Origin of the sequence: Tatumella sp. UBA2305, assembly GCF_002345795.1 — a bacterium.
Taxonomy (GTDB): domain Bacteria; phylum Pseudomonadota; class Gammaproteobacteria; order Enterobacterales; family Enterobacteriaceae; genus Tatumella; species Tatumella morbirosei.
The window spans coordinates 254,568-281,228 of record NZ_DDVT01000023.1 but is presented as its reverse complement, the minus strand read 5'-3'; the positions used below and the strand labels follow the sequence as shown (position 1 = coordinate 281,228).

Annotated in this window: 25 protein-coding genes and 1 other RNA gene; 9 read left to right on the top strand and 17 right to left on the bottom strand. The window is 51.5% G+C overall.

Going from position 1 to position 26,661, the window contains the following annotated elements; genetic code table 11:
- Positions 1-374, bottom strand: an RNA gene (gene rnpB, locus B3Z23_RS16950) — RNase P RNA component class A.
- A 33-nt stretch (positions 375-407) separates the two neighbouring features.
- Positions 408-1,283 carry a 16S rRNA (cytidine(1402)-2'-O)-methyltransferase gene (gene rsmI / locus B3Z23_RS16945; RefSeq protein WP_294912350.1) on the bottom strand — a complete coding sequence of 292 codons (876 nt, stop codon included), beginning with the start codon at positions 1,281-1,283 and terminating at the stop codon, positions 408-410.
- 62 nt (positions 1,284-1,345) lie between these two features.
- Here rsmI and B3Z23_RS16940 point away from each other — a divergent pair, with 62 nt between their 5' ends.
- The 4 genes from B3Z23_RS16940 to dolP are packed head-to-tail and all read left to right on the top strand — an operon-like array spanning position 1,346 to position 5,042.
- Entirely contained in the window at positions 1,346-3,499 is a 2,154-nt protein-coding gene (locus B3Z23_RS16940) for a penicillin-binding protein activator (RefSeq protein WP_294912348.1), read from the top strand.
- On the top strand, positions 3,457-3,852 hold the full coding sequence (locus B3Z23_RS16935) for a YraN family protein (RefSeq protein WP_294912347.1): 396 nt from the start codon (positions 3,457-3,459) through the stop codon (positions 3,850-3,852). Before B3Z23_RS16940 ends, B3Z23_RS16935 begins: the two co-directional genes overlap by 43 nt.
- A gap of 15 nt (positions 3,853-3,867) precedes the next feature.
- The gene (diaA, locus tag B3Z23_RS16930) at positions 3,868-4,455 is read left to right on the top strand and encodes a DnaA initiator-associating protein DiaA (RefSeq protein ID WP_294912345.1); all 588 of its coding nucleotides are present in this window, start codon (positions 3,868-3,870) and stop codon (positions 4,453-4,455) included.
- Between the two features lie 14 nt (positions 4,456-4,469).
- Complete coding sequence (dolP, locus tag B3Z23_RS16925) at positions 4,470-5,042, top strand: division/outer membrane stress-associated lipid-binding lipoprotein (RefSeq protein WP_294912343.1); 573 nt, start codon at positions 4,470-4,472, stop codon at positions 5,040-5,042.
- A gap of 20 nt (positions 5,043-5,062) precedes the next feature.
- Here the strand turns inward: dolP and B3Z23_RS16920 are convergent, their stop codons facing one another.
- Positions 5,063-5,779: a pirin family protein gene (locus tag B3Z23_RS16920; RefSeq protein ID WP_294912341.1), complete on the bottom strand. Its 717-nt coding sequence runs from the start codon at positions 5,777-5,779 to the stop codon at positions 5,063-5,065.
- A 106-nt stretch (positions 5,780-5,885) separates the two neighbouring features.
- Here B3Z23_RS16920 and B3Z23_RS16915 point away from each other — a divergent pair, with 106 nt between their 5' ends.
- Positions 5,886-6,800, top strand: coding sequence for a LysR family transcriptional regulator (locus tag B3Z23_RS16915; protein ID WP_294912339.1), 915 nt, complete (start codon positions 5,886-5,888; stop codon positions 6,798-6,800).
- A gap of 34 nt (positions 6,801-6,834) precedes the next feature.
- On the opposite strand, the gene B3Z23_RS16910 is transcribed toward B3Z23_RS16915, so the two are convergent.
- The 9 genes from B3Z23_RS16910 to B3Z23_RS16870 form a co-directional block, all read right to left on the bottom strand.
- Positions 6,835-7,815, bottom strand: coding sequence for a glutathione S-transferase family protein (locus tag B3Z23_RS16910; RefSeq protein WP_294912337.1), 981 nt, complete (start codon positions 7,813-7,815; stop codon positions 6,835-6,837).
- 136 nt (positions 7,816-7,951) lie between these two features.
- The gene (locus B3Z23_RS16905; protein WP_294912335.1) at positions 7,952-8,236 is read right to left on the bottom strand and encodes a YqjK-like family protein; all 285 of its coding nucleotides are present in this window, start codon (positions 8,234-8,236) and stop codon (positions 7,952-7,954) included.
- Entirely contained in the window at positions 8,233-8,631 is a 399-nt protein-coding gene (locus tag B3Z23_RS16900; RefSeq protein WP_294912333.1) for a phage holin family protein, read from the bottom strand. Before B3Z23_RS16900 ends, B3Z23_RS16905 begins: the two co-directional genes overlap by 4 nt.
- 2 nt (positions 8,632-8,633) lie before the next feature.
- Complete coding sequence (locus B3Z23_RS16895; RefSeq protein ID WP_294912331.1) at positions 8,634-8,939, bottom strand: DUF883 family protein; 306 nt, start codon at positions 8,937-8,939, stop codon at positions 8,634-8,636.
- 130 nt (positions 8,940-9,069) lie between these two features.
- Positions 9,070-9,303, bottom strand: a complete 234-nt coding sequence (locus B3Z23_RS16890) for a DUF1090 family protein (RefSeq protein ID WP_294912329.1) — start codon at positions 9,301-9,303, stop codon at positions 9,070-9,072.
- 166 nt (positions 9,304-9,469) lie between these two features.
- Positions 9,470-9,793: an EnvZ/OmpR regulon moderator MzrA gene (gene mzrA / locus B3Z23_RS16885; RefSeq protein WP_294912327.1), complete on the bottom strand. Its 324-nt coding sequence runs from the start codon at positions 9,791-9,793 to the stop codon at positions 9,470-9,472.
- The gene (locus B3Z23_RS16880) at positions 9,793-10,464 is read right to left on the bottom strand and encodes a DedA family protein (protein ID WP_294912325.1); all 672 of its coding nucleotides are present in this window, start codon (positions 10,462-10,464) and stop codon (positions 9,793-9,795) included. Before B3Z23_RS16880 ends, mzrA begins: the two co-directional genes overlap by 1 nt.
- Before the next feature lie 444 nt (positions 10,465-10,908).
- On the bottom strand, positions 10,909-12,159 hold the full coding sequence (gene sstT, locus B3Z23_RS16875) for a serine/threonine transporter SstT (protein ID WP_294912323.1): 1,251 nt from the start codon (positions 12,157-12,159) through the stop codon (positions 10,909-10,911).
- 245 nt (positions 12,160-12,404) lie between these two features.
- A complete protein-coding gene (locus B3Z23_RS16870; RefSeq protein WP_294912322.1) occupies positions 12,405-13,367 on the bottom strand; it encodes a TerC family protein in 963 nt (320 codons plus the stop codon).
- 343 nt (positions 13,368-13,710) lie between these two features.
- On the opposite strand from B3Z23_RS16870, the gene B3Z23_RS16865 reads away from it, so the two are divergent.
- The gene (locus B3Z23_RS16865) at positions 13,711-15,399 is read left to right on the top strand and encodes a chloride channel protein (RefSeq protein ID WP_294912320.1); all 1,689 of its coding nucleotides are present in this window, start codon (positions 13,711-13,713) and stop codon (positions 15,397-15,399) included.
- Positions 15,400-15,513: 114 nt separating this feature from the next.
- Complete coding sequence (gene rlmG, locus B3Z23_RS16860; RefSeq protein ID WP_294912318.1) at positions 15,514-16,638, top strand: 23S rRNA (guanine(1835)-N(2))-methyltransferase RlmG; 1,125 nt, start codon at positions 15,514-15,516, stop codon at positions 16,636-16,638.
- On the opposite strand, the gene B3Z23_RS16855 is transcribed toward rlmG, so the two are convergent.
- Both B3Z23_RS16855 and B3Z23_RS16850 read right to left on the bottom strand, forming a co-directional pair.
- Positions 16,635-18,665, bottom strand: a complete 2,031-nt coding sequence (locus B3Z23_RS16855) for an NADPH-dependent 2,4-dienoyl-CoA reductase (protein WP_294912317.1) — start codon at positions 18,663-18,665, stop codon at positions 16,635-16,637. The two genes, rlmG and B3Z23_RS16855, sit on opposite strands and share 4 nt — an antisense overlap.
- Positions 18,666-18,774: 109 nt before the next feature.
- On the bottom strand, positions 18,775-19,500 hold the full coding sequence (locus tag B3Z23_RS16850; RefSeq protein WP_294912316.1) for a polyphenol oxidase family protein: 726 nt from the start codon (positions 19,498-19,500) through the stop codon (positions 18,775-18,777).
- Positions 19,501-19,611: 111 nt separating this feature from the next.
- Here B3Z23_RS16850 and B3Z23_RS16845 point away from each other — a divergent pair, with 111 nt between their 5' ends.
- Together B3Z23_RS16845 and B3Z23_RS16840 are read left to right on the top strand one after the other, a co-directional pair.
- Positions 19,612-20,409, top strand: coding sequence for a 5'-nucleotidase, lipoprotein e(P4) family (locus tag B3Z23_RS16845; RefSeq protein WP_294912315.1), 798 nt, complete (start codon positions 19,612-19,614; stop codon positions 20,407-20,409).
- 374 nt (positions 20,410-20,783) lie between these two features.
- Positions 20,784-22,184: a GGDEF domain-containing protein gene (locus B3Z23_RS16840; protein WP_294912314.1), complete on the top strand. Its 1,401-nt coding sequence runs from the start codon at positions 20,784-20,786 to the stop codon at positions 22,182-22,184.
- A 22-nt stretch (positions 22,185-22,206) separates the two neighbouring features.
- Here the strand turns inward: B3Z23_RS16840 and ddlA are convergent, their stop codons facing one another.
- From ddlA to B3Z23_RS16825, 3 genes are all read right to left on the bottom strand, one after another.
- A complete protein-coding gene (gene ddlA / locus B3Z23_RS16835; RefSeq protein ID WP_294912313.1) occupies positions 22,207-23,307 on the bottom strand; it encodes a D-alanine--D-alanine ligase in 1,101 nt (366 codons plus the stop codon).
- A gap of 118 nt (positions 23,308-23,425) precedes the next feature.
- Positions 23,426-24,100 carry a Fe2+-dependent dioxygenase gene (locus B3Z23_RS16830; RefSeq protein ID WP_294912312.1) on the bottom strand — a complete coding sequence of 225 codons (675 nt, stop codon included), beginning with the start codon at positions 24,098-24,100 and terminating at the stop codon, positions 23,426-23,428.
- Positions 24,101-24,149: 49 nt separating this feature from the next.
- Positions 24,150-26,471, bottom strand: a complete 2,322-nt coding sequence (locus tag B3Z23_RS16825) for a catecholate siderophore receptor Fiu (RefSeq protein ID WP_414716506.1) — start codon at positions 26,469-26,471, stop codon at positions 24,150-24,152.
- Between the last annotated feature and the right edge of the window lie 190 nt (positions 26,472-26,661).

The window sequence follows — 26,661 nt, the reverse complement described above, 5'->3', positions numbered from 1 at the left end:
GTTGAAGCTGACCGGTAAGCCGGGTTCTGTCGTGGACAGTCATTCGTCTAGGCCAGCAATCGCTCACTGGCTCAAGCAGCCTACCCGGGTTCAGTACGGGCCGTACCATGTGAACCCCTATTTGGCCTTGCTCCGGGTGGAGTTTACCGTGCCACGAACTGTTGCCAGCCGCGCGGTGCGCTCTTACCGCACCCTTTCACCCTTACCTGATCCCGTAAACGGGCCATCGGCGGTTTGCTCTCTGTTGCACTGGTCGTAGGCTTGCGCCTCCCAGGCGTTACCTGGCACCCTGCCCTGTGGAGCCCGGACTTTCCTCCCCTCCGCCCGTCTCCCCGAAGGGACGACGACGAAGCGGCGACTGTCTGGTCAGCTTCGGCGGCGGATGATAGGGTATTCGGCGCCATTTGTCACGCGTCTTGCTCATTTTCCTGTTGATCTAATGCGTAACGATACAGTGCATTTTTCTTCACGCCATGAATCTCTGCCGCCAACGCTGCGGCTTTTTTTAGCGGTAATTCCCGTTGTAACAGGCTCAGGGTACGCAAGGCTTCAGGGGGCAGAGCTTCCTCTTCTGCACGGTAGCCTTCCACAATCAGCACCATTTCGCCCTTGCGCCGGTTTTCATCTTCTTTAACCCAACGGAGTAATTCAGCCACCGGTGCGCCATGAATACTCTCCCAGGTTTTGGTAATTTCCCGGGCCAGTACTACATACCGGGCTTCTCCCAGTTCCTGCACCATATCCTGCAGACAATCCAGCAGGCGATGGGTAGACTCATAAAATATCAGGGTACGAGGCTCAGTGACCAGAGAGCGTAAGGTATCGCAGCGCCCCTTGGTTTTTGCGGGCAGAAACCCTTCGTAACAGAATCGATCTGACGGTAATCCCGAGGCGCTTAATGCTGTTATTGCTGCACAGGCTCCGGGTAGTGGCACCACCCGAACTCCTGCCTGACGGCATCTGGTCACCAGATGATAGCCCGGGTCATTAATCAGCGGAGTACCGGCATCAGAAACCAGCGCTATACTTTCACCTGCCTGTAACCGGGTTATCAGTAGATCAGCTTTTTGCTGCTCATTGTGGTCGTGTAGTGCGAACAGGCGCGCATTGATTGCGAAATGTTGTAGTAACATGCCGGTGTGGCGTGTATCTTCTGCGGCAATCAAGTCTGCGTTTGACAGGACATCCAGTGCACGTTGTGTGATATCGCCCAGATTACCTATCGGGGTTGGGACGATGTACAAGGTGCCCGCAGAAATCTCTGTCTGATCGTTTTGTTTCATTGTTTCATCCGAATTGCCGAATTATTATTAGGCGTTCTGAAAAAAACATAACCGGAAACCGTATGCTTCTTTCAAATGTGAATCGTCGTAAAGCAGGGCGTTTTGTTCCTGTCGTTCTCGCCGGACTTATTCTGGCTGCTTGCTCCACTCAGGGGCCACAGACACCTGCGGTGAATGTGCAGGCTCCGGCCACCGGCACCTCTGCTTATTATCTGCAACAAATGCAGCAAAGCAGTGATGATAGCAAGACCGACTGGCAATTACTCGCCATCCGCGCATTAATGGCTGAAGGAAAATACCCTGATGCCGGCAAACAGTTGCAGACACTGCCACAAAAAATCACCGCGACACAACAGCAGGAGCTGAATTTACTGAAAGCACAGTATGCGGTTGCCACCCATAATTCTGCCGCGGCCTTACCCTTGCTGAAGTCTACTGATGTTTCCGGTTTATCTGCCGATCAGAAAACTCGCTATTACGCGACCACGATTGCTGCGACCAGCAACCAGCCGACGCTGGAAACGGTGCGTGCTTATATTGCCTTACAGCCGTTATTACAGGGCGATGCCGCTCAGAAAAATATTGATGCCACCTGGCAGACACTGCGTAAATTCCCTCAGCAACAGACCAATAACTTCGTGTTCAATGCTAACGAAAATATTTTGCAGGGCTGGCTGGATTTACTGGGTGTCTACTACCGCAGCAACGGCGATCAGAATGCACTGAAAGCCGGGGTGAAAGACTGGCAGACCCGCTATCCGGATAATCCGGCGTCGAAACAGCTTCCTGCAGGGTTACTGCAAAGCATGAATATGACGCCGGCTTCAACCAATACCATCGCCTTGCTGCTGCCATTAACAGGGCCAGCGGCAGTATTTTCTCAGGCGATAGAGAAAGGTTTTGAAGATGCACGTAACGGGGTCATTAATCAGGTGACGGCTGCTGCTGCAACTGCAGCGGCACAAACCGGCAGTACCACGCCGGCAGCCGGGACAGCGTCCGCTAATGGTGCGCAGGGGGCTGTGACTCCTCCGGCAACTACCACTGTGACCGGCAGTGCTAACGCACCGATCAGTGCAACTTCACCAGCAGATCCTAATGCGGTGGTGAGCCCGTCGGCCGCATCCGTCCCGGGCAGCACATCCGGGGGGGCAGCTGACAGCGCAACTCCGGTAACGGCTGCGGCGCCAGCACCGGTGCAGGCAGAAGCAACCCCGGCCAGCAGTAACGCGCAAATTAAAGTGTATGACACCAATGCTCAGCCGGTGGCACAGCTGATTCAGCAGGCTCAGAATGACGGCGCAACGCTGGTGGTTGGGCCTTTGCTGAAAGAAGATGTCAGTACCGTGGCCGGTTTATCTACCCCGCTGAATATTCTGGCACTGAATGAGCCAGGCAGCCTGCAGAACCACCCGAATATGTGTTATTTCGCATTATCACCCGAAAATGAAGCCCGTGATGCGGCTCGCCATATTTGGGCGCAAAACAAGCGGATGCCTTTGTTACTGGTCCCGTCGAACAACTACGGAACCCGGGTGGCGAATGCGTTTACTCTGGAGTGGCAAAAACTGGGGGGCTCGGAGGTTGAAGAGCAGACCTTTGGCTCAGTCGCAGACCTTAAGCAACGAATTAACAGTAGTTCTGGTATTCCGATGTCCGGAACTCCTGTAGTGGTTCAGGCACCTTCAACCGCGGCACCTGGTGCAATATCGGTAGCAGGTCTGACCTTTAATGCACCACAACAGCCAGCCCCGGTCACCGACACACCGACATCCGGAAAGGTAGACTCGGTATATATCGTGGCAAGCCAGGCTGAACTGTCACTGATTAAACCGATGATTACTATGAGTACGGGCTCCCGTAGCAATATTGCACTGTATGCGAGTTCACGTAGCTCTCAGGCCGGCTCCGGACCCGATTTCCGCCTGGAAATGGATGGATTGCAGTTCAGTGATATTCCATTACTGTCAGGGGCTAATCCGGCATTAATGCAGCAGGCAGTAAAAAACTTTAACAATGATTACTCGCTGACACGTCTGTATGCCATGGGTATTGATGCATGGACACTGGCTAACCATTTTAGTCAGCTCCGCCAGCAACCCGGCTACCAGGTTAACGGTGATACCGGTATTCTGAGTGCCAGCCAGAATTGCGTGATAAACAGGAAGTTATCATGGAATCAGTATTCTCAGGGACAAATCGTACCGGTGCATTAAGCCGGATTTTCAGCGGAAAGTTACAGGAGCGGCGTGCGCGCCGTTTTCTGCAACGCGCCGGTCTGAAATGGGTGGCGAGTAATGTCAGTTATCGCTCAGGTGAAATTGACCTTATTATGCGCGATGCTCATCAATGGGTATTTGTCGAAGTCCGTTACCGGAAGACGGATAACTATGGCGGCGCGCTGGCCAGTATCACCCGGCAAAAACGACAGCGAGTACTGAAGGCTGCCGCCATATGGCTGGCAGCCAGGCAGCAGAGTTTTGCCACCACAGACTGTCGTTTTGACATCATTGCCGTGACCGGGAGCCGGTGGCAGTGGTTAACAAACGCTTTTAATACCGAAATGTAATCACCAGGTGGTCTTGTGCAGGAAAGAATTAAAGCTTGTTTTACCGAAAGTATCCAGACACAAATAGCAGCGGCTGAAGCCTTACCGGATGCTATCTCACGGGCAGCAATGACTCTGGTTCAGTCATTGCTTAACGGGCATAAAATCCTGAGTTGTGGTAACGGAGCTTCAGCAGCGAATGCGCAGCATTTTACCGCCACCATGATAAATCACTTCGAAAATGAACGTCCCAGCCTGCCCGCAGTCTCATTAAGTGCAGATAATATTATGCTGACGGCTATCGGTAATGACAGGCAGCATGATGAAATTTATGCCAAACAAGTCAGAGCACTGGGCCAGGCAGGCGATGTGTTACTGGCTATTTCTACCCATGGTAACAGCCGTGATATCGTCAGGGCGGTCGAAGCTGCGGTGACCCGCGATATGACCATTGTGGCTCTGACGGGGTTTGACGGTGGAGAACTGGCCGGCCTGCTCGGGCCCCATGACGTTGAAATTCGCATCCCTTCGCATCGTAATGCGAGGATTCAGGAAATGCATATGCTGACGGTGAATTGTCTGTGTGAACTGATTGATAACACGTTATTTCCCCATCAGGAATAATTGAAGGAGCATGAATGAAACAATTTTCGGTGTTAGCGATTCTGATCTCTTCCCTGATGCTACAGGGTTGTGCGGCCGTGGTGATCGGTAGCGCAGCCGTGGCAACGAAATCGGCAACCGATCCGCGTACCGTCGGCACTCAGGTCGATGATGGTACGTTAGAACTGCGGGTGGCCAATGCCCTGGCAACCGACAAGCAGATTAAAGCTGAAACCCACATTAATGCCACGGCGTATCAGGGCAAAGTACTACTGACCGGTGAGGCACCATCGCAGGAACTGGCTGACCGGGCCAAACAGATTACTGCCGGTGTGGAGGGCGCAACGGATGTTTATAACGAAATCCGTATCGGGCCGAATGCCACACTCGGCACATCTTCCAGTGATACCTGGATTACCACCAAAGTCCGTTCACAGTTACTGGCCAGTGATAAAGTTAAATCTTCCAACGTGAAGGTGACCACAGAACAGGGTGAAGTATTCCTGTTGGGGTTGGTGACTGCGCAGGAAGGGCAGGCAGCTGCAGAGATTGCCAGCCGTGTCAGTGGGGTAAAACACGTGACCACTGCCTTTACTTTGTTGAAGTAACCCTCACTTCAGGCAGCCATTCAGGCTGCCTGAAGACTCTCTTTAGAGTCAATAATCAGTAGTTTCCCGTCTGTCGCTGCCGTGATCTGAATTTCTGATTCATCTCTTATCAATGCTCCGTCACCACAGGTGAGTGCCAGCGCACCCTCTTTTCCCGCCATCGATAACTCTCCGTGGACTGATTGCAGATAGCACCTGCTGCCTTTCAGACGAAACGGCAGTGACTGCCCTTCACGGAAATTAATCTGATAAACCCATACCTGCTGGCGAAGCTGCATACTGCCATTTTCCCCCTCGGGGGAAGCAATCAGAATACATTGTTCATCGCAGGGTAGTGTCCGGTGCTGTATGGGCGGTGCGCTTTGTTGTGGGCAGGCATTCAGCCATAGTTGCAGACGGACTAACGGGCGAATTTTGCAGGGATTGGATTCCTGACAGATACTGTTGTCACTCGCCGATAACAACAGCGCTTCTCCCTCAGTGGCACGCGAAATTTGTCCGTCATTACTACGGTATTCGGCCTCTCCTTGCAAAATGATGTTCAGGACATCGACTTTAGGAAAACTGCGGGGCTGAAAACTACTTCCTGCTGCCAAAACTTCCTGATTCAGCACCTGAAGGTATCCGAAACCCATCAGCGCAGGATCAAAATAGTGACCAAAGGAAAAGCTGTAGCGGGCTTTCAACCAGCCATAATCGGCAGTGCCGCATTTTTCTGCTGACCGGAGCGTTAGCATTTTTCCTCCTGTGGATAATATTCTGCTTTTATCTTAAAGGGCTGGACGGCGTAATGTTAGCCAGTTAATCTGCCTGCTATATTCAAATTTACTGAAAGAGAATCCGATGGTAAGAGAACGAGCATTGACACTTGAATCTCTGCGGGTCATGGATGCTATAGACAGGCGGGGCAGTTTTGCAGCAGCAGCAGATGAACTCGGCCGCGTCCCCTCTGCGCTGAGTTACACTATGCAAAAGCTTGAGGAGGAACTGGACGTTGTGTTGTTTGATCGCTCGGGCCATCGAACGAAATTCACGAATGTCGGGCGTTTGTTACTTGAACGTGGCAGGGTTTTACTGGAGGCGGCAGACAAGCTCACTACGGATGCTGAAGCCCTGGCTCGTGGCTGGGAAACTCATCTGACGATAGTGACCGAAGCGCTGGTGCCATGTGAACATCTGTTCCCGCTGGTGGATCGCCTGGCAGAGAAAGCTAATACTCAGGTTTCAATCCTGACTGAAGTACTGGCCGGTTCCTGGGAACGACTGGATCAGGGAAAAGCCGATATCGTGATTGCGCCAGCCTTACATTTCCGGACATCCAGTGAGATAAATACTCGTAAATTATACAATATGAAAGCCGTTTACGTTGCGAGTCCGGATCACCCGATTCACCAGGAACCGGAACCCCTCTCTGAAGTGACCCGGGTAAAATATCGGGGCATCGCAGTGGCCGATACTGCGCGGGAACGCCCGGTAATTACTGTACAGTTACTCGACAAGCAGCAGCGTCTCACAGTGAGTTCTTTGGAAGCTAAGCGTAAGGCGCTACTGGCGGGACTGGGCGTTGCCACTATGCCGTGGCCGTGGGTAGAGAAGGATGTGGAGGAAGGGCGGTTGAAAGTTGTCAGCCCTGAGTATCGCAGTGATATCGATATTATTATGGCCTGGCGGCGTGACAGCATGGGCGAAGCAAAAGCCTGGGCATTGCGCGAGATCCCACGTTTGTTAGCCAAATATCAGACATCTTCAGTGTGGTAACAGAGGGCGGTATGGTTTCCGCCCGGTCATCAGGTCAGCGGTTAACCCGTCGGTGTGGAACCAGCCAGTCATGCTGTGGACCGACAGGGATAATTCCGTACGGATTTATCTGCCGGTGACTGGCGTAATAATGGCAACAGATATGTTGCAGATTGACTGTCTCAGCAATCCCTGGCATCTGATAAATCTCGCGCAGGAAGCCATACAGATTAGGGTAATCAATAATACGCCGGTGGTTGCATTTGAAATGCGTGACATAAACATCATCGAAACGGATTAAGGTCGTCCATAACCTGATATCGGCTTCCGTCAGACGGTTACCGGTCAGATATCTCCGCTCTGCCAGTAAGGCTTCCGCTTTGTCCAGCCCGGTCATCACACTGCTCACCGCCTCATCATAAGCTTGTTGCGTGGTCGCAAACCCTGCACGGTAGACGCCATTATTGATTAGCGGGTAAATCCAGTCATTGAGCTCATCAATTTCCTGCCGCAGATCAGGCGGATAAAAATCACGATCGTTGGCGCCACAGGAAGTAAAAGCAGTATTCAGCATCCTCAGTATTTCGGCAGATTCATTGCTGACGATGGTCTGACGCTGCTTATCCCACAGCACCGGAACCGTGACACGGGTTGTGGCCTGTGGGTCGGCCTTCAGATAAAGCTGATACAGATAATCCAGTCCATAGAGTGGATCACCATCGGCCCCCGGAAAATCATGGTCAAATGTCCAGCCATGTTCCAGCATTAGTGGATGGACGACAGACACTGAAATCACCTCTGTCAGTGCTTTTAACTGGCGCATCACCAGTGTGCGATGTGCCCATGGACAGGCCAGCGATACATACAAATGATACCGGCCTTTTTCGGCAGCAAATCCGCTTTCGCCGGTTGGGCCGGCTTCCCCTTGCGGGGTGACCCAGTGACGCCACTGTGATTGTGTGCGTACAAAATTACCGCCACTGGCTTTGGTATCGTACCAGACATCCTGCCAGCGACCTTCAGTCAGCATTCCCATAATAATCTCCGGAGATTAACAGCCAGACAGTGATTTTGCAGGACAGGACGCACAGATGAAAGGAGAAATATCTGTGTGAGTCTTTCGGGTTCAGAAAAAAACAGCCAACCCGAAGGCTGGCTGAGATAGCCGGAGTTCATTTTCGTGGCAAGGCATTACGTATGACCCGCCAGCTGCTCCATAAGCCGAAAGCGCGCTTACCCCAGCGAAGCATGAATTTCGGATGGCGTAGCGACCATACGGCGGCAAGACCGCTACCGATAGCAATATATCGGCGTAACCCAAGGGCGGTATGCCACAGTTCATCGTAGCGCCGTGTGGACTGATACCAGTCACGCTCGCAGGCTTTTAAGTCAAGCCGCTGCTGCTGAACGACGGCCAGTAGCTCATCGCGGCGGCGTTCAATGTCGCGACGGCTCATGACTGGCGCTCCTCAAGCAGCTCCCGATCAGTGGACAACTCCTTACGGGTATGACGCAACAGGGTCGAGCGCCGGGATTTCACCAGTACCCAGACTCCGAGGATCAATGCCAGGGCAAACAACACTCCGGTAGTGATGCCGATAGCCATCAGGCGATACTCAGCGCCGACTGCAACGATGATTAATATCATCAGACTCATGAGTCCAAATGCTGTGAAAATCATGGTTAAACCCACCATTAACAGCATTTGAATCAGGTTCGCTTTTTCCTCTTCCAGCTCGACAATTGCCAGACGAACCCTTGTTTCGACAATACTGGCAAGGGTTGTCACCATTCGCTGGCCTATAGTAATCAGGCTTTTGCCCGGTCCTTCATTTTGCGAGTGAGTAGCCATAATTAACGGCGCGAAATCAGAATGCCAAACACCACACCCAAAGCAGCAGCGATACCGACACCGTGCCACGGTTTTTCATGTACGTAATCGTCGGCCTTCTGTGCCGCCTCACGGGTCGTTTTGGCAATATTCTGACCGGATTCACCGAGGCTGTCACGGGTGCTTTGCAACGTTGCCCTGGCTTTCTTATGCAGTTTATCGACTTCAGTTTTTGATTTTTCGCTCGCACCACTCAGAACTTCTTCCAGGGTATCCGCCAGAGTTGCCAGTTCAGCACGCAGGTCCTGTGATGATGGAATATTAGCCATTTAAAACTCCTTCTGAAAGTTGTGTTAAACCGCAAACGCGGAGGAAACAGACTCAGTCATGATTCTCATTCAGACCCATGAGTTATAGTCATGGCACAGTGTTGCTGGCTATCCGGTGTCAGTGACTACTTCATGGGTGCTGTTTACGCGATACTTCGTTGTCAGAACAGCTATTTTGTAATTCACTCAGTGCCCTTTTTAACCCATTAATCCTGCGTTGGTTATGGTGTCGCTGCGCAAGAGCAATCTCATGCTCAATGGCAGCCACCTTTTCCCGGTATTGTGGCGGGCAACGGTTTCCTTTTGCCTCAGCCGTGGCTGATAACATCATCAGAATGTAAATCAGCAGTACCATTATTTTCATCAGGATCAGCGTTATCGCATAAGAGAATGAGCAAAAAAACAGTACCGGTTATATTTACCTGACTGTTTTCATTTGGTTATCTGAGTATAGATACAGGTGACGGAAAGTTCAAAGTTATGGCGGGCCTGTAATATTAAATCCGTGGTTTCTGTAAACCCTCCATCCCTCAGGCACTGGTGTACGCGTCAGAGAGTATCTGCTTAAGTATTTTTTGTGCGGTCAGAAGTTGTTCTTCGTTTTGCAGGCGGATCACCAGCTTGCCCTTTTCAGGGGTAATACTTTTGATATTCACACCATGAGACGCCAGTTGGTGATAAACAAAGAAACCGTCGGGTAAATTAGTGCCTTTGCGGGCAACACCTATTTGTATCTGTGGCTCCTTCGCCAGCCATCCTGAGGACAGTACGCCCCAGGCGATAACCAACATCGTGCTGATTATGACAACGCCTGCCAGCCGGAAACGAATATACAACGCCTGCGAATGCTGCATTAACCGGCATCCCTGTCTTGCCTGGAACGCTTACGCCACAAAATATATAACGAGCCAAACAGACCAAACACCAGTAAAACCAATGGCAGCATCATCAGGCAGAACATCAGTTGATCTTCGTACTTGCGGAATAACGGGGTTTTACCGAGGGCATACCCTGCTACAGTCAGTATAACCACCCACAATAAGGCGCTTATCCAGTTAAAAAATTGAAAACGGGCACTTTTCAGGCCGGAAATACCGGCGATGGTTGGCAACAGGGTACGGACAAATGCGATAAACCGGCCGACCAGTAAGGCTGATAACCCGTGACGGTGGAATAAGCTATGGGCACGCTGATGGTACTGGGCCGGAAGATGGGCCAGCCATTTCTGCACCAATGGGGTATTCCCCAGCCATCGTCCCTGGATATAGCTAATCCAACAGCCAAGACTTGCGGCAGTGGTCAGAATAAGTATGGTGAGTGGAAAGCCCATGGTGCCTTTGGCAATCAATACCCCAACCAGGATCAGTAAGCTGTCTCCCGGTAAAAATGCGGCAGGCAGTAAACCGTTTTCCAGAAATAAAATAATAAATAAAATGCCATAAATCGCCCAGACCAGTGAAGGATCGGCAAGTGTTTCAAAGTCCTGATGCCATAAGGCGTGGAGTAAAGCTTGTAGGGTATCCATGTTCTGTTCCTGGCCATCATTAACATCCCCGGGAGAAGTCTTAAAGATAATGCACTCCGGGGAATCTGCCGGAATGGATTCAGACTTCTGCTCAGCGACCTTTGGTTTATTTCACTGAAGGGTAAAAAGAACGAACTAAGTGTAACAAAAAATATGTGACTTCAATACAGCTAACACTTCGCTGAGGCAGAGTTTTACCCGGTCAGGCATATTGCAAAAGGATATTTACAAGGACTGACATAACAGAGGTGAATTAGCCGGATGAAGGGGCTCAGTGGCGCTTTGGATGGGATGAAGTTTAGGATAATTCATGACTGAGTAGTAAGTTTCATAATCAGTATCACAGTGCACGTGACTATCGCTCTTCAGGGGACTCAATCATTACCTGTAATGATGTAAGTGAGCATGATAACGGGGGAAAATAGTGTTTCCCCCTGTGACTCATTACTTCGGCAGATTTTGTTCAGCCAGCGATAATTTTTTTTGCTCTTCGGACTGACAAACGGCGGCGGTAAACAGAATATCGGTGGATGAATTGAGTGCTGTTTCGGCAGAGTCCTGTAACACGCTTATCAGGAAGCCAACAGCTACTACCTGCATGGCAGTATCATTCGGAATTCCAAACATATTGCAGGCGACAGGAATCAGCAACAGCGAACCGCCGGCAACACCTGACGCCCCACAGGCACAGAGCGATGCTACCAGGCTCAGCATAATCGCGGTAGGCAGATCGACCGGGATATTCAGAGTATGAACAGCGGCCAGGGTTAGTACGGTAATCGTAATTGCCGCACCGGCCATACTGATATTGGCACCGAGCGGAATAGAGACTGAATAGGTATCTTCATCCAGCCCCAGTCGTTTCGCGATGCCCATATTTACCGGGATATTCGCCGCCGAACTTCGGGTGAAAAAGGCAGTCACGCCGCTTTCTCTCAGGCATAAAAAGACTAACGGATAAGGATTACGGCGAATTTTCCAGAATACCAGCAGAGGGTTGATGACCAGGGCCATGATCAGCATACAACCCAGCAGTAACGACAACAGCGATGCGTAATCCCAGAGAGTAGAGAAGCCACTACTGGCCAGGATGGATGACACCAGACCGAAAATTCCCAGTGGTGCGCATCGGATTACTTTACGTACCACCCAGCCAATGGCCGAAGAGATATCATTAAGTACCTGGCGGGTATTGTCACTGCTGTGGCGGAAAGCCAGTCCCAGACCAATCGCCCAGACCAGAATACCGATATAGTTGGCGTTAATCAGCGCATCAACAGGGTTAACCACCATACTCAGCAACAGGCTGTTGAGAATTCCACTAATGCCCTGAGGCGGAGCGATTCCCTGATGGGCATTAGACAGCAGCAGTTGCTGTGGAAAATGATAGCTGGCAATGACCGCAACCAGTGATGCAAAAAATACACTCAACAGATAGAGGATCACGACAGGCCGAATATTTGACTGCTTACCCTGTTGATGATTCGCAATAGAGGAGGTCACCAGTACCAGAACCAGGATTGGGGCTACCGCTTTCAGCGCATGAACAAACAATTCACCTAACAGCCCGACAGAACTGGCCGTCTGTTTGGAAACCAGCGCCAGTAAAATACCCGCCAGGAGTCCGACAATAATCTGTCCGACCAGGTTACCCGTACGTAACCAGCGCAAAAAACCATTTTTTTTATTAATCATATAATATTTACTTAATTGTCAGGATGTTATCATTTTTTTAACTTTTGCCGAAGTCGGTAAAATGACGTTTGCCCGCGCAAGTATAAGTAAAAGATCTGCAAGATAAAGGATAAATTCAGGGCAGAGTCTATGACAGCAGAAATAAGTAAGGTGTATTGCAGGCGGTTAAGGGGATAAATAACGCTTTTTTTGCAAGTTTCTGTATTTAACAGGGAGGTATTACCTCCCTGCGGGAGATTATCTTGTTATCCGTTTTGCGATAGCTGGCGGTTTTTCAGATGATTAATCAGTAACGTCACCACTAAAATAGTCGCAATCACTGCCAGCGAGACGAAGGTGGGAATATGCCAGATATCGAGTAGCAGCATCTTGATACCGATAAATACCAGAATAATCGCCAGCCCGTATTTCAGTAATGAGAAACGCTCTGCAATACCCGACAGCATGAAGTACATGGCCCGTAATCCGAGGATAGCAAACAGGTTAGAAGTCAGAACGATAAACGGGTCGGTAGTGACTGCAAAAATTGCAGGGATACTGTCCACCGCAAAGATCACATCACTGAATTCTACCATGATCAGAGCCAACAACAGCGGCGTGGCATAACGTACGCCATTGCGGATAACGAAGAATTTTTCTCCTTCAAGAGTATCGGTCACCCTGATATGCCGGCGTAGCCAGCGAATCATAGGTTTGTCACCGGTATCCTGCGCTGATTCTTTTTCCGGGATCGCCATCTTTATTCCGGTGATCACCAGGAAGGCTCCAAACAGGTAGAGGATCCAACTGAATTCATTGACCAGCCAGCTACCGGCAAATATCATCCCGGTACGCAGGACAATAGCGCCCAGTACACCATAGACCAACACCCGTTGCTGCAACGCAACAGGTACAGAGAAATAGCTGAACAGCATCAGCCAGACAAAGACATTGTCGACCGCCAGTGCTTTTTCCAGCAGATAACCGGTGAGAAACGCCAGTGTCTGAGTGCCGGCGACTTCCGGGCCGACCCGGCTATTCAAATACCACCACAGTGCGGCGGCAAACAGCAGTGAAATGGTAACCCAGACGACCGACCAGAAAGCGGCCTGACGGAATGACATGCCTGCACGGTCACGACGGCCCTGCAGTCGAAGGTCGACCAGCAGCATGATGACAACAATAACTGCGAAACAGCCCCACAGCAGGGGATTACCAATGCTATGCATAATTCTGTCCTGAAAAAAAACGGCTGAGATCAGAAGATGTCAGCCGCATATTTACTGCAAGCAAACCTCACCTTCCGGCAAGGTCTCACTTACAACACAGAATTATTCCGGGTTGCCTGGTGACCGGTTGTTTTTCACAACGTAATGACGATCAGCCAGCTTTTAAGTTACTCCCCTTTGCTGTATGTAGCCTGGCAGAAGGCACGGAATATTACAACACACATTGGATAATATTTAGAAATATTCAGACATAACCATCCGGCCCGGGCGTCCATTCCCGAATTGCAAGCCTGCAACGACAGTTTTATCATGGCAATCTCGCCCCCTCTGTGCAGGACACTCAGTGAAGGAAGGAAAGTTCGTACTCAGTTGGACAGCGTTACTAATAGCGATACCCGTTGGCTTTGCCGGAGCCATGGTCACGCTTGGTTTCCGTCAGGTTATAGAGTGGGTTAACCGTCTGTTATTTGGCCGTAGCGATGATATTACGCTGGCGATGCATGTCTGGCCGTGGTTTTTCTGGCCGGTGATTGTCGGAGGTGGTGGGGTGATAGCCGGTTTTTTCCTGCGCTATGCCGTCGCGCTTGAGAAAAAGCAGGCTGTGGGTACTGATTACCTGGATGTGCTGAATGCACGACTGGATGCGGTACCTACCCGTACTTCACTGTTTCGCGCGCTTTCCTCTGTGGCCAGTATTTCCAGTGGCGCTTCCATTGGTAAGGAAGGGCCGATGGTACAGTTGTCGGCGCTGTGCGGCAGCATTATTGGCCGTTTTTTGCCCGGCCGTTTTCATCTGAACAACTCTGATGTGGTGGCGATGGCTGCCGCTGCCGGACTGGCTTCGGTGTACCATGCCCCCCTGGCCTCGGCGATTTTTGTAGCAGAAGTGGCTTTTGGAATCAGTGCATTGCAGCGTCTGATTCCGCTGGTCATTGCCTCCGGGACTTCAGTGATGACGATGTGGTGGCTGGGCTACCGTTCTGCGCTCTATCCACTGGCTGATGTCAGATTTAATGTCAGTATTCACAGTGTGCTGATCGTGATTGTCATCGGCCTGGTGTGTGGGCTGGCGGGGGCGGCATTTATTACTCTGGCGGGATACAGCAAAAAGCAATTTTCACGCATCCGCAGTTTGCCCTTCCGGCTGGGGATCGGGGGCGCCGCGGTAGGGGTACTGGCCATTTTCTCTACTGAGATACTGGGGAATGGTTACGAAGTTATTATCAATATTTTCAGTGGTCAGTATCTGTTATGGGGGCTGGCCGGTCTGCTATTGCTTAAACTGCTGGCGACCTGTTGCTCTGTCGGCTCTTCCGCTGTGGGAGGGATGTTTACTCCCTCGTTGCTGATTGGGGCGTTAGTCGGTGCTATCTTTAATGTGGTGACGGCTGATGCCGGCTTTGCTGCGCAGCCTGGCTGGTTGTATGCAGCTCTGGGGATGGCAGCTGTACTGGCGGCCATTAGCCAGGCGCCTCTGATGGCCATGCTGATGGTGACAGAAATGACTCTTAACAGCAGTTTGTTGTTTCCGCTGATGATAGCTTCGGTTTTGGCGACGATGGTGGCTTATCGCCTGAAATCGGCAGTCACCTATCCCCTGATCTCTACTCATTTTAATCGTGCTGAAGCGCGTTATGACTTCGATAATACCACGATAGCCGAACTGATTATCCCCGGTGCGGCATTGCTTCCTGATGCTCCGGTGAGCGATGCGCTGGCGATCAGTTCGCTAAAACGTGAGCGCTATGTGTATGTGATTAATGAAAGCGGACGTTTTTTAGGGGTAGTGTCTATCCATGACATTGCCGCCAGTGTACTGTCGCAAAGAATTACACCGGATTCACCGGTCCGGGAGGTCATGGATAATGATTTCCCGTACATCTGCCAGGATAAAAGCCTGCGTGAAGGCTGGGAGGCATTTTCTAAGGTTACCCTGGAACGTCTGCCGGTACTGAGCGATGATAAGCAACGCTATTTTCTGGGTGCGCTGACCAAAACCAGCCTGATCCGTAAGGCCGGAGCCTTTATCTGAACCGGTGGTGACGGGGCCGGAGACAATAGCTTGCTTTACGGTTGGGTTTATCCGGTAAAGCCAGTATACTGCGCCCCTTTTCTGCGTGACCCCCAGACCTGTGCCGGAGATACCATGAGCCAATTCGAACTGAGTGATGTTTCACTTACCCTGCATCGCTTTCCACGTACCGGCGATGATAATGCGTTACAGGCCTGGGATGCGGCTGACGAATATTTGCTCCAGCAGGAGCTGCCAGCGGGGCCGGTGGCTGTTTATAACGATAATTTTGGGGCGCTGACCTGTGCGCTGGTTCAGGCGGGTCGGCAGGTCTGGCATATCGGGGACTCACTGAACAGCCAGCAGGCCGCTCAGATGAATCTGGCGGAAAATCAGCTCGATGCAGGGCTGGTCACTTTCCTCGATAGTCTGAGCCCACTGCCGTTTGCACCTGCGGTGGTGTTAATCAAAGTGCCCAGAACACTGGCGCTGCTTGAGTATCAACTGACCAGCCTGCGCACTGTGGCTACTCCTCAGACGCTCATCATCAGTGGTGCCAAAGCAAAGGATATCCATAACTCGACCCTGGCTATCTTTGAAAAGATTATTGGCGAAACCCGTACCTCGCTGGCGAAGAAAAAAGCCCGCCTGATTTTCAGTCAGCTGACTGTGCCGCAACTGGCTGAACGTGATTTGGCCCTGCGCTGGTCGCTGGATGGCACGCCTTACATCATCCACAACCATGCTAATGTATTCTCCCGTCAGTCACTGGATATCGGTGCCCGTTTCTTTATGCGCCATCTGCCGCGCAATATTGAGGGAGATATTATTGACCTCGGTTGCGGTAACGGCGTTATCGGGCTGACAGTACTCACTCACAACCCCGAAGCGACGGTGCATTTCGTAGATGAATCGTGGATGGCGGTTGATTCGGCCAGAATCAATGTCACAGAAAATCTGGCCGATGACCTGCAGCGTTGCCATTTTACCGTCAATAATTCGCTGAGTGGTTTTTCGGCCGACAGTTTTTCGGCAGTAGTGTGTAATCCTCCGTTCCATCAGCAAAATGCGGTGACCGACCATGTTGCCTGGCAGATGTTCCGTGATGCCTTCCGTTGCCTGCGTTATGGCGGCGAATTCCGGGTGGTGGCAAACCGCCATCTCGATCATCAGGGCAAACTGAAAAAACTGTTCGGTAACTGCCAGGTGGTTGCCTCAAATACTAAGTTTGTGGTGCTGCGTTCGGTTAAATTACGCTAAATCTGCAATGCCAGTGCAGTCGCAGAGGCAATGGCCTGGCGGGCATCTGTCTGTGAATTCTGATTATCTCCGGCCAGTATATGCACAGGTCGTTGCTCTCCGGCTAACTGCAGTTGCTCTGCCAGTGTGGAACAGGGTTGTTGGCCGGTACAAATAATAATGGTATCGACCGGCAGTAGTTGTGGAACTCCCTGATAATTAATGTGCAGACCCTGATCATCAATACACCGGTAATCCACACTGCCCAGCAGACGTACGCCATTTGCCTGCAGGTTAATGCGGGAGATCCAGCCGGTGGTTTTCCCCGGCCCCCGACCGGGTGTGGCAGTACTGCGTTGCAGGAGCCAGACCTCGCGGGGAGATTTCGCCGGCAACGGTCGGATCAGACCGCCACGCTGTTGGCGCAATGGATCGACTCCCCACTGTCGGCAAAACTGCTGTTGCTCTTCTGCCAGCGCAGTCGCACGCTCAGGCTCACAGAGATATAACGCGATATCTACCCCAATTCCACCGGCACCGATCACGGCGACCCGTTGACCTACCGGCACTTTTTCCTGCAATACCTGAATCCAGCTCACGACTGACGGGTGGCCGATGCCGGGTATCGCGGGCATCTTTGGAAGAATTCCGGTCGCGAGGATCAATTCATCGAACCCTGTCAGCAGCGCCGGAGTGACGGTAATACGGGTTCGAATTTCCACCCCGTTGGCCGCCAACTGGTAACGAAAATAACGGAGTGTCTCGTTAAACTCGTGTTTCCCCGGGATCTGACTGGCCAGTAGTAGCTGTCCCCCGATGTCAGCACCGGCATCGAACAGGGTGACCTGATGCCCGCGCTGAGCCGCATTCAAAGCAAAGGCCATTCCGGCGGGACCGGCTCCGACCACCGCCAGTTTTTTCGGGGAAAGGGCCGGTAATACCGGCATTTCGGTTTCATGGCAGGCGCGCGGATTAACCAGACAGGAGGTGATTTTTCCGGCAAACACGTTATCCAGACAGGCCTGGTTACAGGCAATGCAAGTATTGATTTGCTGAAATTGTTGTTGTCGGGTTTTTTCGACGAACCGGGCATCGGCCAGAAAGGGTCTGGCCATTGAGATCATATCTGCATACCCGTCAGCCAGCAGTTGTGCCGCCAACTGTGGGTCATTAATCCGGTTAGTGGCTATTACCGGAACACTGACATGGCGGCGCAGTTCTGCTGCCAGCCAGGTAAAGGTTGCCCGGGGAACGACAGCGGCAATGGTCGGAATTTGCGATTCGTGCCAGCCAATCCCGGTATTGAGCATGGTGACCCCATTGCGTTCCAACAGGCGTGCCAGCAGCAGGGTTTCTTCCGTCCGGCAGCCTTGTTCCACCAGATCAATCATCGAAATACGAAAGATGATAATAAAGTCATCGCCGGCCGCCTTGCGAACGGCTTTGAGAATGTTAAGGGCGAAACGCATCCTGCCACGGGCTGTTTTCCCAAAGCGATCCTGACGTTGATTGGTTGCCGGAGCCAGAAACTGATTGATCAGGTAACCTTCGGAGCCCATGATTTCCACACCGTCATAACCCGCCCCGCGAGCCAATTGCGCACAATGTGCATAACAGTTAATCGTACGGGTAATCGCCTCATCACTCATTTCTGTGGGAGTGTAAGAATTAATCGGGGCTTTCAGCGCGGAAGGCGCTACCAGCGAGGGCTGATAACTGTAACGTCCTGCGTGCAGGATTTGTAATACAATTTTCCCTCCCGCCTGGTGAACCGCCTTGGTCACTGGCTGATGCCAGCGGGCTTCATCTTCACTGGTCAGGCAGGCAGAATGCGGATTAATCCGGCCCTCGGCACAAGGGGCGATGCCCCCGGTGACTATCAAAGCGACGCCAGCCCTGGTGCGCTCTGCATAGAATGCAGCCAGTCGTTCCGCGCCCTGCGGATGTTCTTCCAGACCGGTATGCATGGAGCCCATCAAAAAACGGTTATTAAGCCGGGTAAATCCCAGCTCCAGTGGCTGAAACAGTAGTGAGACAGCTTCCACCATAATCATCACTCACAGGCAAGTGGTCGGATGAGTTAACCATAGTCCGGTTGTCGCAGAATCCTACTACTTCGGCCGTGAGTTGTGAGCAGAGTCAAATAACTTCTGTGGATCAGGCAGGGTTGGCCGCAATCCAGGAAAATCTCAGTTGGTATCCTTCGTCGGTGTGGGTATTGCGCCGGTAACTGGCCCCACTTTCCGCCATGCAGTAAGTGCAATGCTGCAGGCACTCTATCTGAGTGTCGGGGACTCCTTCATGGGTAAGCATCTGTCGTGCCAGCCCGGGTAAATCCAGCCACAGGGCAGGGAAAGATTGTGGGGCGCAGTCGCGCACAGCGTTCGGGTTTGTGGGTGGCTGCGGGTACCAGGGAATGGCACCGTTCACCCGTGGGTTTTGTTCCATTTCTGCCAGTAACGGCATACCGAGTTGATAGCAGCAGGGGCCGATGGCGGGACCAATGGCAATAAATAAACTGTCAGACGGAGCACCCTGTTGCCTCAACTGATGCAAGGTCTGCTGAAGCACCCCGGCTAACGTTCCCTTGAGTCCGGCATGCACGGCCGCCACCTGGCGGGTCTGCGGAGAAGCGATCAGTACCGGCAGGCAATCTGCGGTATATACCGCCACCGGCTGGTGGTCGTGGCTAATCAGCGCATCGGAAACTGCCTGTTTCGGCGGAAAGTTTTGTTCCGCGGACAGTACATTCGTCGTATGTCGCTGAATGCCATAGGCGGTATTTTCCGGAGGACGAACACCGGCAGGCAGAAACTGGTGGCTGACCCACCCCAGAGAGTCAAGCAATGGGGATCGCAGGCCGTCAGTAGCGGTAAGAGGCATAAGTATTTCCTGTGTCAGAAGTGCATCCGGAGTTGCATTTTCGGTGAAGATACTGCGATAGTCATCACGGGGTCAACTCCTGATAACTTTGGCATAACAAGAGGATATCCGATGCAAAAACGCTGGCTTATGACGTTACCGGCCGTATTTATTCTCGGGCTGACAGGATGTGCTGACAACGCACAACAGCGGCTCAATGATCAAACGGTGACGGCAGTGAACTGGACTCAGCAGTCCGGAGAGTATCAGGCTCTGACCTGGCAGGCATTTAATTTAGCGACAATGGCCTTCGATAAAGCGGCCTCTCTGACCGGAAAACCGAAAGCGGTGATAGTCGATCTGGATGAAACCATGCTGGATAACAGCGCTTATTCAGCGTGGCAGGCGAAGAATGGTCAGCCGTTCACCGATGCAACCTGGTCCACCTGGACCCGGGCCCGGCAGGCTCTGGCCGTACCGGGATCCGTAGAATTTGCCCGTTATGTGGACAGCCATGGTGGCAAGGTCTTCTATGTTTCTAATCGCGACCAGAAGGATTATCAGGCGACGGTCGATAATCTGAATGCGCTGGGTTTCCCGGGGGTGAACAGCAACACAGTACGACTGAGTACCACTACCTCGAACAAACAGGCCCGGTTTGATGAAATCAGACAATCCGGAGAGAATGTGGTGTTGTACATCGGCGATAACCTGAATGACTTTGGGGGCGCGACCTGGCACAAAAATAATGTGCAGCGCCGGGCATTCGTTAGCGCCAACCATGCTCTGTTTGGCACCCGGTTTATTATCCTGCCAAATCCAGAATATGGAGACTGGGAAAGTGGTCTGGCCGATGGATACAATAAACTGAGCGATCAGCAGAAGATTGAGGTGCGGGAGCAAAATTTACGCGCGTGGAACGGTAAGTAACCCCTGACCCTTCAGCCTGGCACCGCATCAGGTGCCATTAAAATTGTTAATTATTGCTGGTCATTTGCTGTTATTTTGCCAGAATATAGCCAAACGCAGAAAATTTCTGAGAACCAGAGTTTCCGCTGCATTCCAAATCCCGGGGATCACGGCGATCTCAGCTGACGCCGGAACTCTGTAAATGTCATATTTTTTCGGCAGATTCACCAGCGCTGAATCAATATGTAAGCCAGGTGATTCTTTCCTGAATGAACGATTAGTTTCTGCTGCCTGTCCGGTCAGCGGCGATGCCATATCTGAATATCCTTGCCTCAGCTTTTGGGATGGCAGACAGAGGGCAGGGTGAAAGGACCGGCAGCATGGGGTATTAAGTAATGACGTTTCGGCTTTTTAAACAAAACAGAATCATACAGAACGGTATCATTCTGCTGCTTATCTCCGCTCTGTTGTCTGCCTTAGGCAGTCATCTCCGGTTACCGATGGTGTTGTCGCTGTTTTGGATTGTAAACGCAGTGATTGCAGGACTGTTTATCCGTAAACCCTGGTTGCATACGCCGCTGAACTATCTGTTTTGTTATGCAGGTATGGTTGCGAATGATTTGCTGTTTTCTGGCTGGGCAAAAGAAGCTTTCACCATTAACTTTGCCAATATCTTGTTTATTATGATTACGGCTGTTCTGCTGAATCGTCTCCCTTCTTTCAACTCCGGGAAAACCAGCATCACAAATGTGATGATTATTTTTCCGGTGTGTCTGCTGGCTGCACTGGTATCAGCCACCTGGGGGGTGATGGCTTCGCCGGATGTGGACAGCGGACTGGCATTTTTTAGCGCGGTGGGCGCGTGGAGCAGTGAACAGTTTTCTACCGGATTATTGCTGCTCCCCCTGATACTGACGATTGGCCGGAAAAATAGTCAGTATCAGTGGCGGTTAACGTCAGTATTGTCGGTGATTGCGGTGGCATTGTTGCTCCTGGCATCCATAACGTTGGGAGGCCCGGGTAGCCTGACGTTGCCACTGCCAGGGCTTATCTGGTGTGCTCTGGTACTGCCGGTGTCTGCGGTATGTCTGATTACCTGCGTGATTGGTGTTGTGGAAATCATGCTGATATATCTGAATATTATTACTGTCGGTACCGGGTTTATGCCATCAGAGGTGACGCCATTGATTTCGGTGCGGCTGGGTATTGCCGCGCTGGCACTGACCCCGTACATGGTCGCAGTGAGCATGGATTCAATACGCAGCCTCAACCGTCAACTGGCGATCCGGGCCAATTATGATTTCCTGACCCAGCTGCTGTCTCGTTCCGGTCTGTTTGACAGTCTGGTGAGCGAGCCGTTCCGGGAGGAAAAGCTGATGGGACTGATACTGCTGGATATCGATTTCTTCAAATCCATTAACGACAATTTTGGTCATGATGAAGGTGACCATGTGTTGCGGGAAATGAGTCGACGCCTGGTCGCGCTGTTGGGTGAGCAGTGCCGGGTCTCACGTTTTGGCGGAGAAGAATTTGCCATTGTACTGTTCGATACCGACGCGGCTGAAATCTACCAGCATGCTGAATCCGTCCGTAAAGTGGTTTCGGAAGAAAATTTTATCATTCAGGGAACTGAGGTAGCGGTTTCGGTGAGTATTGGTACGGCTCTGGAACCGGCGGGGAGTGAAGACAATAACTGGGTATCAGTGATGAATCGGCTGATCAGTACGGCGGACCGAAACCTGTATGTGTCAAAACGGGGTGGGCGTAATAAGACATCACCCGCCTGGCAGGAATAGTACCCGCCAGACGGATACAGACTTAGTGATCGAAAGAGTCTGTCATGAGTTGGTCCTGCTGATAGCGTTCCTGCGCCAGTTCAATCAGCCGGGTAATCAGGTCACTGTATCCCAGACCACTGGCTTGCCAGAGTTTTGGGTACATACTGATATTGGTGAATCCTGGCAGCGTGTTGATTTCATTGATGATAATCTGCTGGTCGGCGGTCAGGAAAACATCTACCCGGGCCATGCCGCAACATTCCAGCGCCTGGTAAGCCTGTAAGGCTACCTGACGGATGCGTTCATCGGTTTGCGGATCCAGCTGCGCCGGTACCACGACCTGAGCCCCTTTTTCGTTAATGTATTTGGTCTGGTAAGAATAGAACTCGTCACTGAGGACAATCTCTCCGCAATGGCTGGCCTGGGGGGAATCATTACCTAATACCGCACACTCAATTTCCCGGCCGACAATAGCCTTTTCGATCAATACTTTGCGATCATAACGGAAGGCATCCTGTAATGCCGGTAACAGTTCTTCCGGGCTACGAACTTTGCTGACACCTACCGATGATCCCTGATTGGCTGGTTTAACAAACAGCGGCAGTCCCAGTTGTTCGATAGCCTGTTCAGGGCTGAATTCTGCCAGACGGGCGCGGGTCAGGCTGATAAATGGTGCGACCAACATGCCGGCATCACGTAGCAAGCGCTTGGCGATATCTTTATCCATACTCACGGCGGAACCTAATACCCCGGAACCGACAAATGGCAGGTTGGCCATCCGTAGTAACCCCTGCAGGGAGCCGTCTTCACCCAGTGTCCCATGGACGATAGGGAAAATGATATCGACCTGAGGCACCGGGGAAGAGTGCTGCCGGTCAACTAATTGTTGTTGCTGTTGGCCCGGGATAAGAGCCAACTGTTGAGCCGAAGGGTTCAGGGCAATATGCTGCGGGTCATTGGCATTGAGTAAGAAGTCCGACTGCTGATTAATCTGCCAGTGTCCCTGCTTATCAATCCCCAGAAGCACAACTTCAAATTTTGTTTTATCAATAGCATCAATGATGTTTTTGGCTGACTGTAAGGAGACTTCATGTTCAGCCGATTTCCCGCCAAAAATAATTCCTACGCGTTGTTTTGTCATTCTGGTTTGCCTGATAGCCTGGAACAAAGCAACAACATAACATGCTGAGAATAGTGACAACAGCCTCCGGCAGAATTCCGATGTCGGTTATTTCTGCCTGGCTGCTGAGCAGGGTGGGTTACTGCCCGCTCCATTCTCTGAGCAGATTATGGTAGAGGTTCAGCAGTGACATAGAAACTTCCTCTGACCGGGGCTGCTGATTCAGTTCCTGAATGTTTTCGTCCAGAGAGATCAGCATGGCCCGCTTTTTATCATCGCGGATCATCGACTGTATCCACATAAATGAAGCCACCCGTTCTCCCCGGGTCACCGGAGTCACACAATGCAGGCTACTGGAAGGGTAAAGGATCATATCCCCGGCAGGCAGTTTGACACTATGCTGGCCATAGGTGTCCTGAATAATCAACTCTCCGCCTTCATAGCTGTCGGGTTCGGTCAGAAACAAGGTGGCTGAAATATCTGTTCTCAGCCACTCATTGCCTTCGCGCCTCACTGCACCATCGACATGAAAACCATAGGTTCCACCGTCACTGTAACGGTTAAATAACGGGCTGGAGATGTTCACTGGCAGGGTTGCCGAAAAGAACTGAGGATGACTGTTGAGAATATTCAGCAGATACTGCTGCAGTTCCTGCCACTCTTCGCTTTGGGTATCAACCTGCTGGTTGGTTTTGACCCGGGCTCCCTGGGTGCCGGTCGTCGCACGTCCATCCACCCAACGGCATTGTGACAGTTTATCGAGTACCTGCCGAACTTCCTGTTTGCTCAACAGACCCGAAATTTGTTGCATCATAGCGGTAATTCCTGAAAAAACGCCGCAGATCCCTGCGGCGTGAATAGGCTCAGAAGTGGACGTTTGCAGTCAGCATCCAGCTGCGCTCAGCCCCCGGGAAGTAGCGGTAGCCACTCTTGTTAATCGATGAAACGTAATGCTTGTTGAAAACATTATAGACATTCAGTTGCAGGTCAAGATTGTTGTTAACTTTGTAGCCGGCCATAGCATCTGCGACCCAGTAGCTGTCTACTTTATTCGGCGTACCTGCGGCCCCGTCAGTGCCACGATGCATACTGCCAACGTAACGGGCACCGGCCCCGGCGATCAAATCATTAGTTATCTGGTAAGTGGTCCATGAAGTGAAGGCATGTTTCGGGGTATAGCTCAGAGCACTGGAGCCGTCATTGCTGACAGCTGCCCCTTCCTCTACCTTAGCATTCTGCAGGGTATAGCCTAACATCACATGCCAGTCGCGGGTAATATCGCCGCTGGCGGTCAGTTCATAACCCTGAACCCGTTTACGACCGGTCTGAACATATTCAAGGGTCGAGGCGTCCTGGCTGACTTCATTTTTAATATCGGTCCGGAACAGTGCACCGCTCAGCAGCAGCGTATCATTTAACAGGCTCCATTTAGTCCCCAGTTCTGCGGTTTGCGCTTTCTGTGGCTGGAAGTCCGTACGGTTGGCGCTGTTACCGGTGCCTCCGTTGGCCAGCTGGAAGTTACTCCCGCCCGGCGGTTGTTGCGAAACACCGTAGTTAACATAAACGTTGCCCTGGCGTGTCAGGTGATACAGCGCGCCAGCTTTCCAGTTAAACAGATTACCATGTTTAGTGGTATCGACAGTCGTCACCGGAGTACCTTTAGGAACGCCAGCCGGACAGGTGATGGCGCCGCGCCCGGTTCCGCCACAGGCAGTCGATGAGTCATATTCGGTATGATAGCTGTCCAGCCTGATGCCACCGTTCAGTTCGAAATCTGAGGTAATCTGTAGCGTATCGAAGGCATAGATACCGAAAGTATTGGTGGAACCATTGGCATTAGCGCCGTTCGGACTCAGTCCCCCAATGGAGATATTACTGTCAGGGGAATAGATGTTGACGGCCGGTGCGGTCAGCGCATTCAGGCCATAGGTAGTCTGCGTTTCACGGGTGAATTCAACTCCTGTACTGATATCGTGCCCGACTGAACCGGTATAAAATTTTGATGTCAGGTTAGTCTGGTTGGTCAGTATTTTATTGACTACGTCTTTGGTGTTGATCAGTCGCGACAATGTCCAGTCATCCGGATTATCTGAGGTGCTGGCAGTAACACCCATAAATGCTGACAGTAGATATTTCTGTTTGGTTTCTGACCAGCGGGTGGTGTTCCTGATAGTGGTGCTGTCTGTTAAGTCGTGCTCAAAGCGCAGAGTGGCAGTATCCGTGGTGGCATTGCTGAAGTCAGAGTTGGTGCCGTAATAGTTATGCGGGTTCACTTTTCCGCGACTGTTTAATGCTTCGAACCCTTTGGGGGCGGTGTAACCGGGCAGACCGATGGTCGGAACACCGCCATCCGGTGTACCACGCTGATGAAGGTGGAAGTAATTGAGATATAAACGGGTTGGAGTATCCAGCCCGAACGCCAGTGAAGGAGCAATACCATATTTTTCATGGTTGATGTTATTACGGGTCCGGTCGTTCCCCTTGTCCCCCATCATATTGACACGAAACGCGCTGTTATCGCTAATCATCTGATTATAGTCGAGAGTGGCACGGCGCTCAGAACCGCTGCCATAGCTGACCGAACCATCAACACTGGTATCCAGGGTCGGTTGTTTAGAGATAGTATTGATAGAGCCGGACGGCGCGCTGCGGCCATAATCCGATCCTGAAGGGCCTTTAATCACTTCCACACTCTGCGTATTAAAGGTATCACGAGTGGTGGAACTGATATCACGAATGCCATCGACATAAATACTGTTCGAGGTGTCGATGCCGCGCATATAGATAGCATCCCCGGTCGAGGTACTACCGTTCTCTCCTGCAAAGAAAGCTCCTGCACCAGCGACGTTTTTCAGGGCATCGGTCAGCGTGGTGGCATGCTGTTCCTGAATCACTTTTTCAGGGATCACCGTGACTGTACGTGTGGTATCTGCCAGTGGCCGGGTAAATTTCGGATCTGACAAACTTTTAGGCAGGTAGAGTGAAGGTAATGCTGCACTGACCACCAGAGTAGGTTCCGATTTTTTGGCAGTAATATTGCGGTTGGTTGCCGCTGCCGTGGTATCTGAAGTTGCTGGTGTAGTGGCGGCGATTACCGGCCCTGAAAGCCCTGCACACAAACCTGCAAATACGCCCAGTTTGCCGACGGCAGGAAATGCCGGAGAGATATTGCGCTTACTTTTCAACGGATTATCCTTATAATTTTCATGAGTAATGATAATTATTATCATGTTCATTCGTATTATTATTTTTTTTCAACATTTGGTAAAGAGTTTGTAAGTAATTATTTTCAGGCTACAGAGGGTATAAGTTTTAAGTGGGATATTTCTCTGGCTATTGCAGAGGAGTTGCGTTTCACAGGTTGGTAAGAACGGC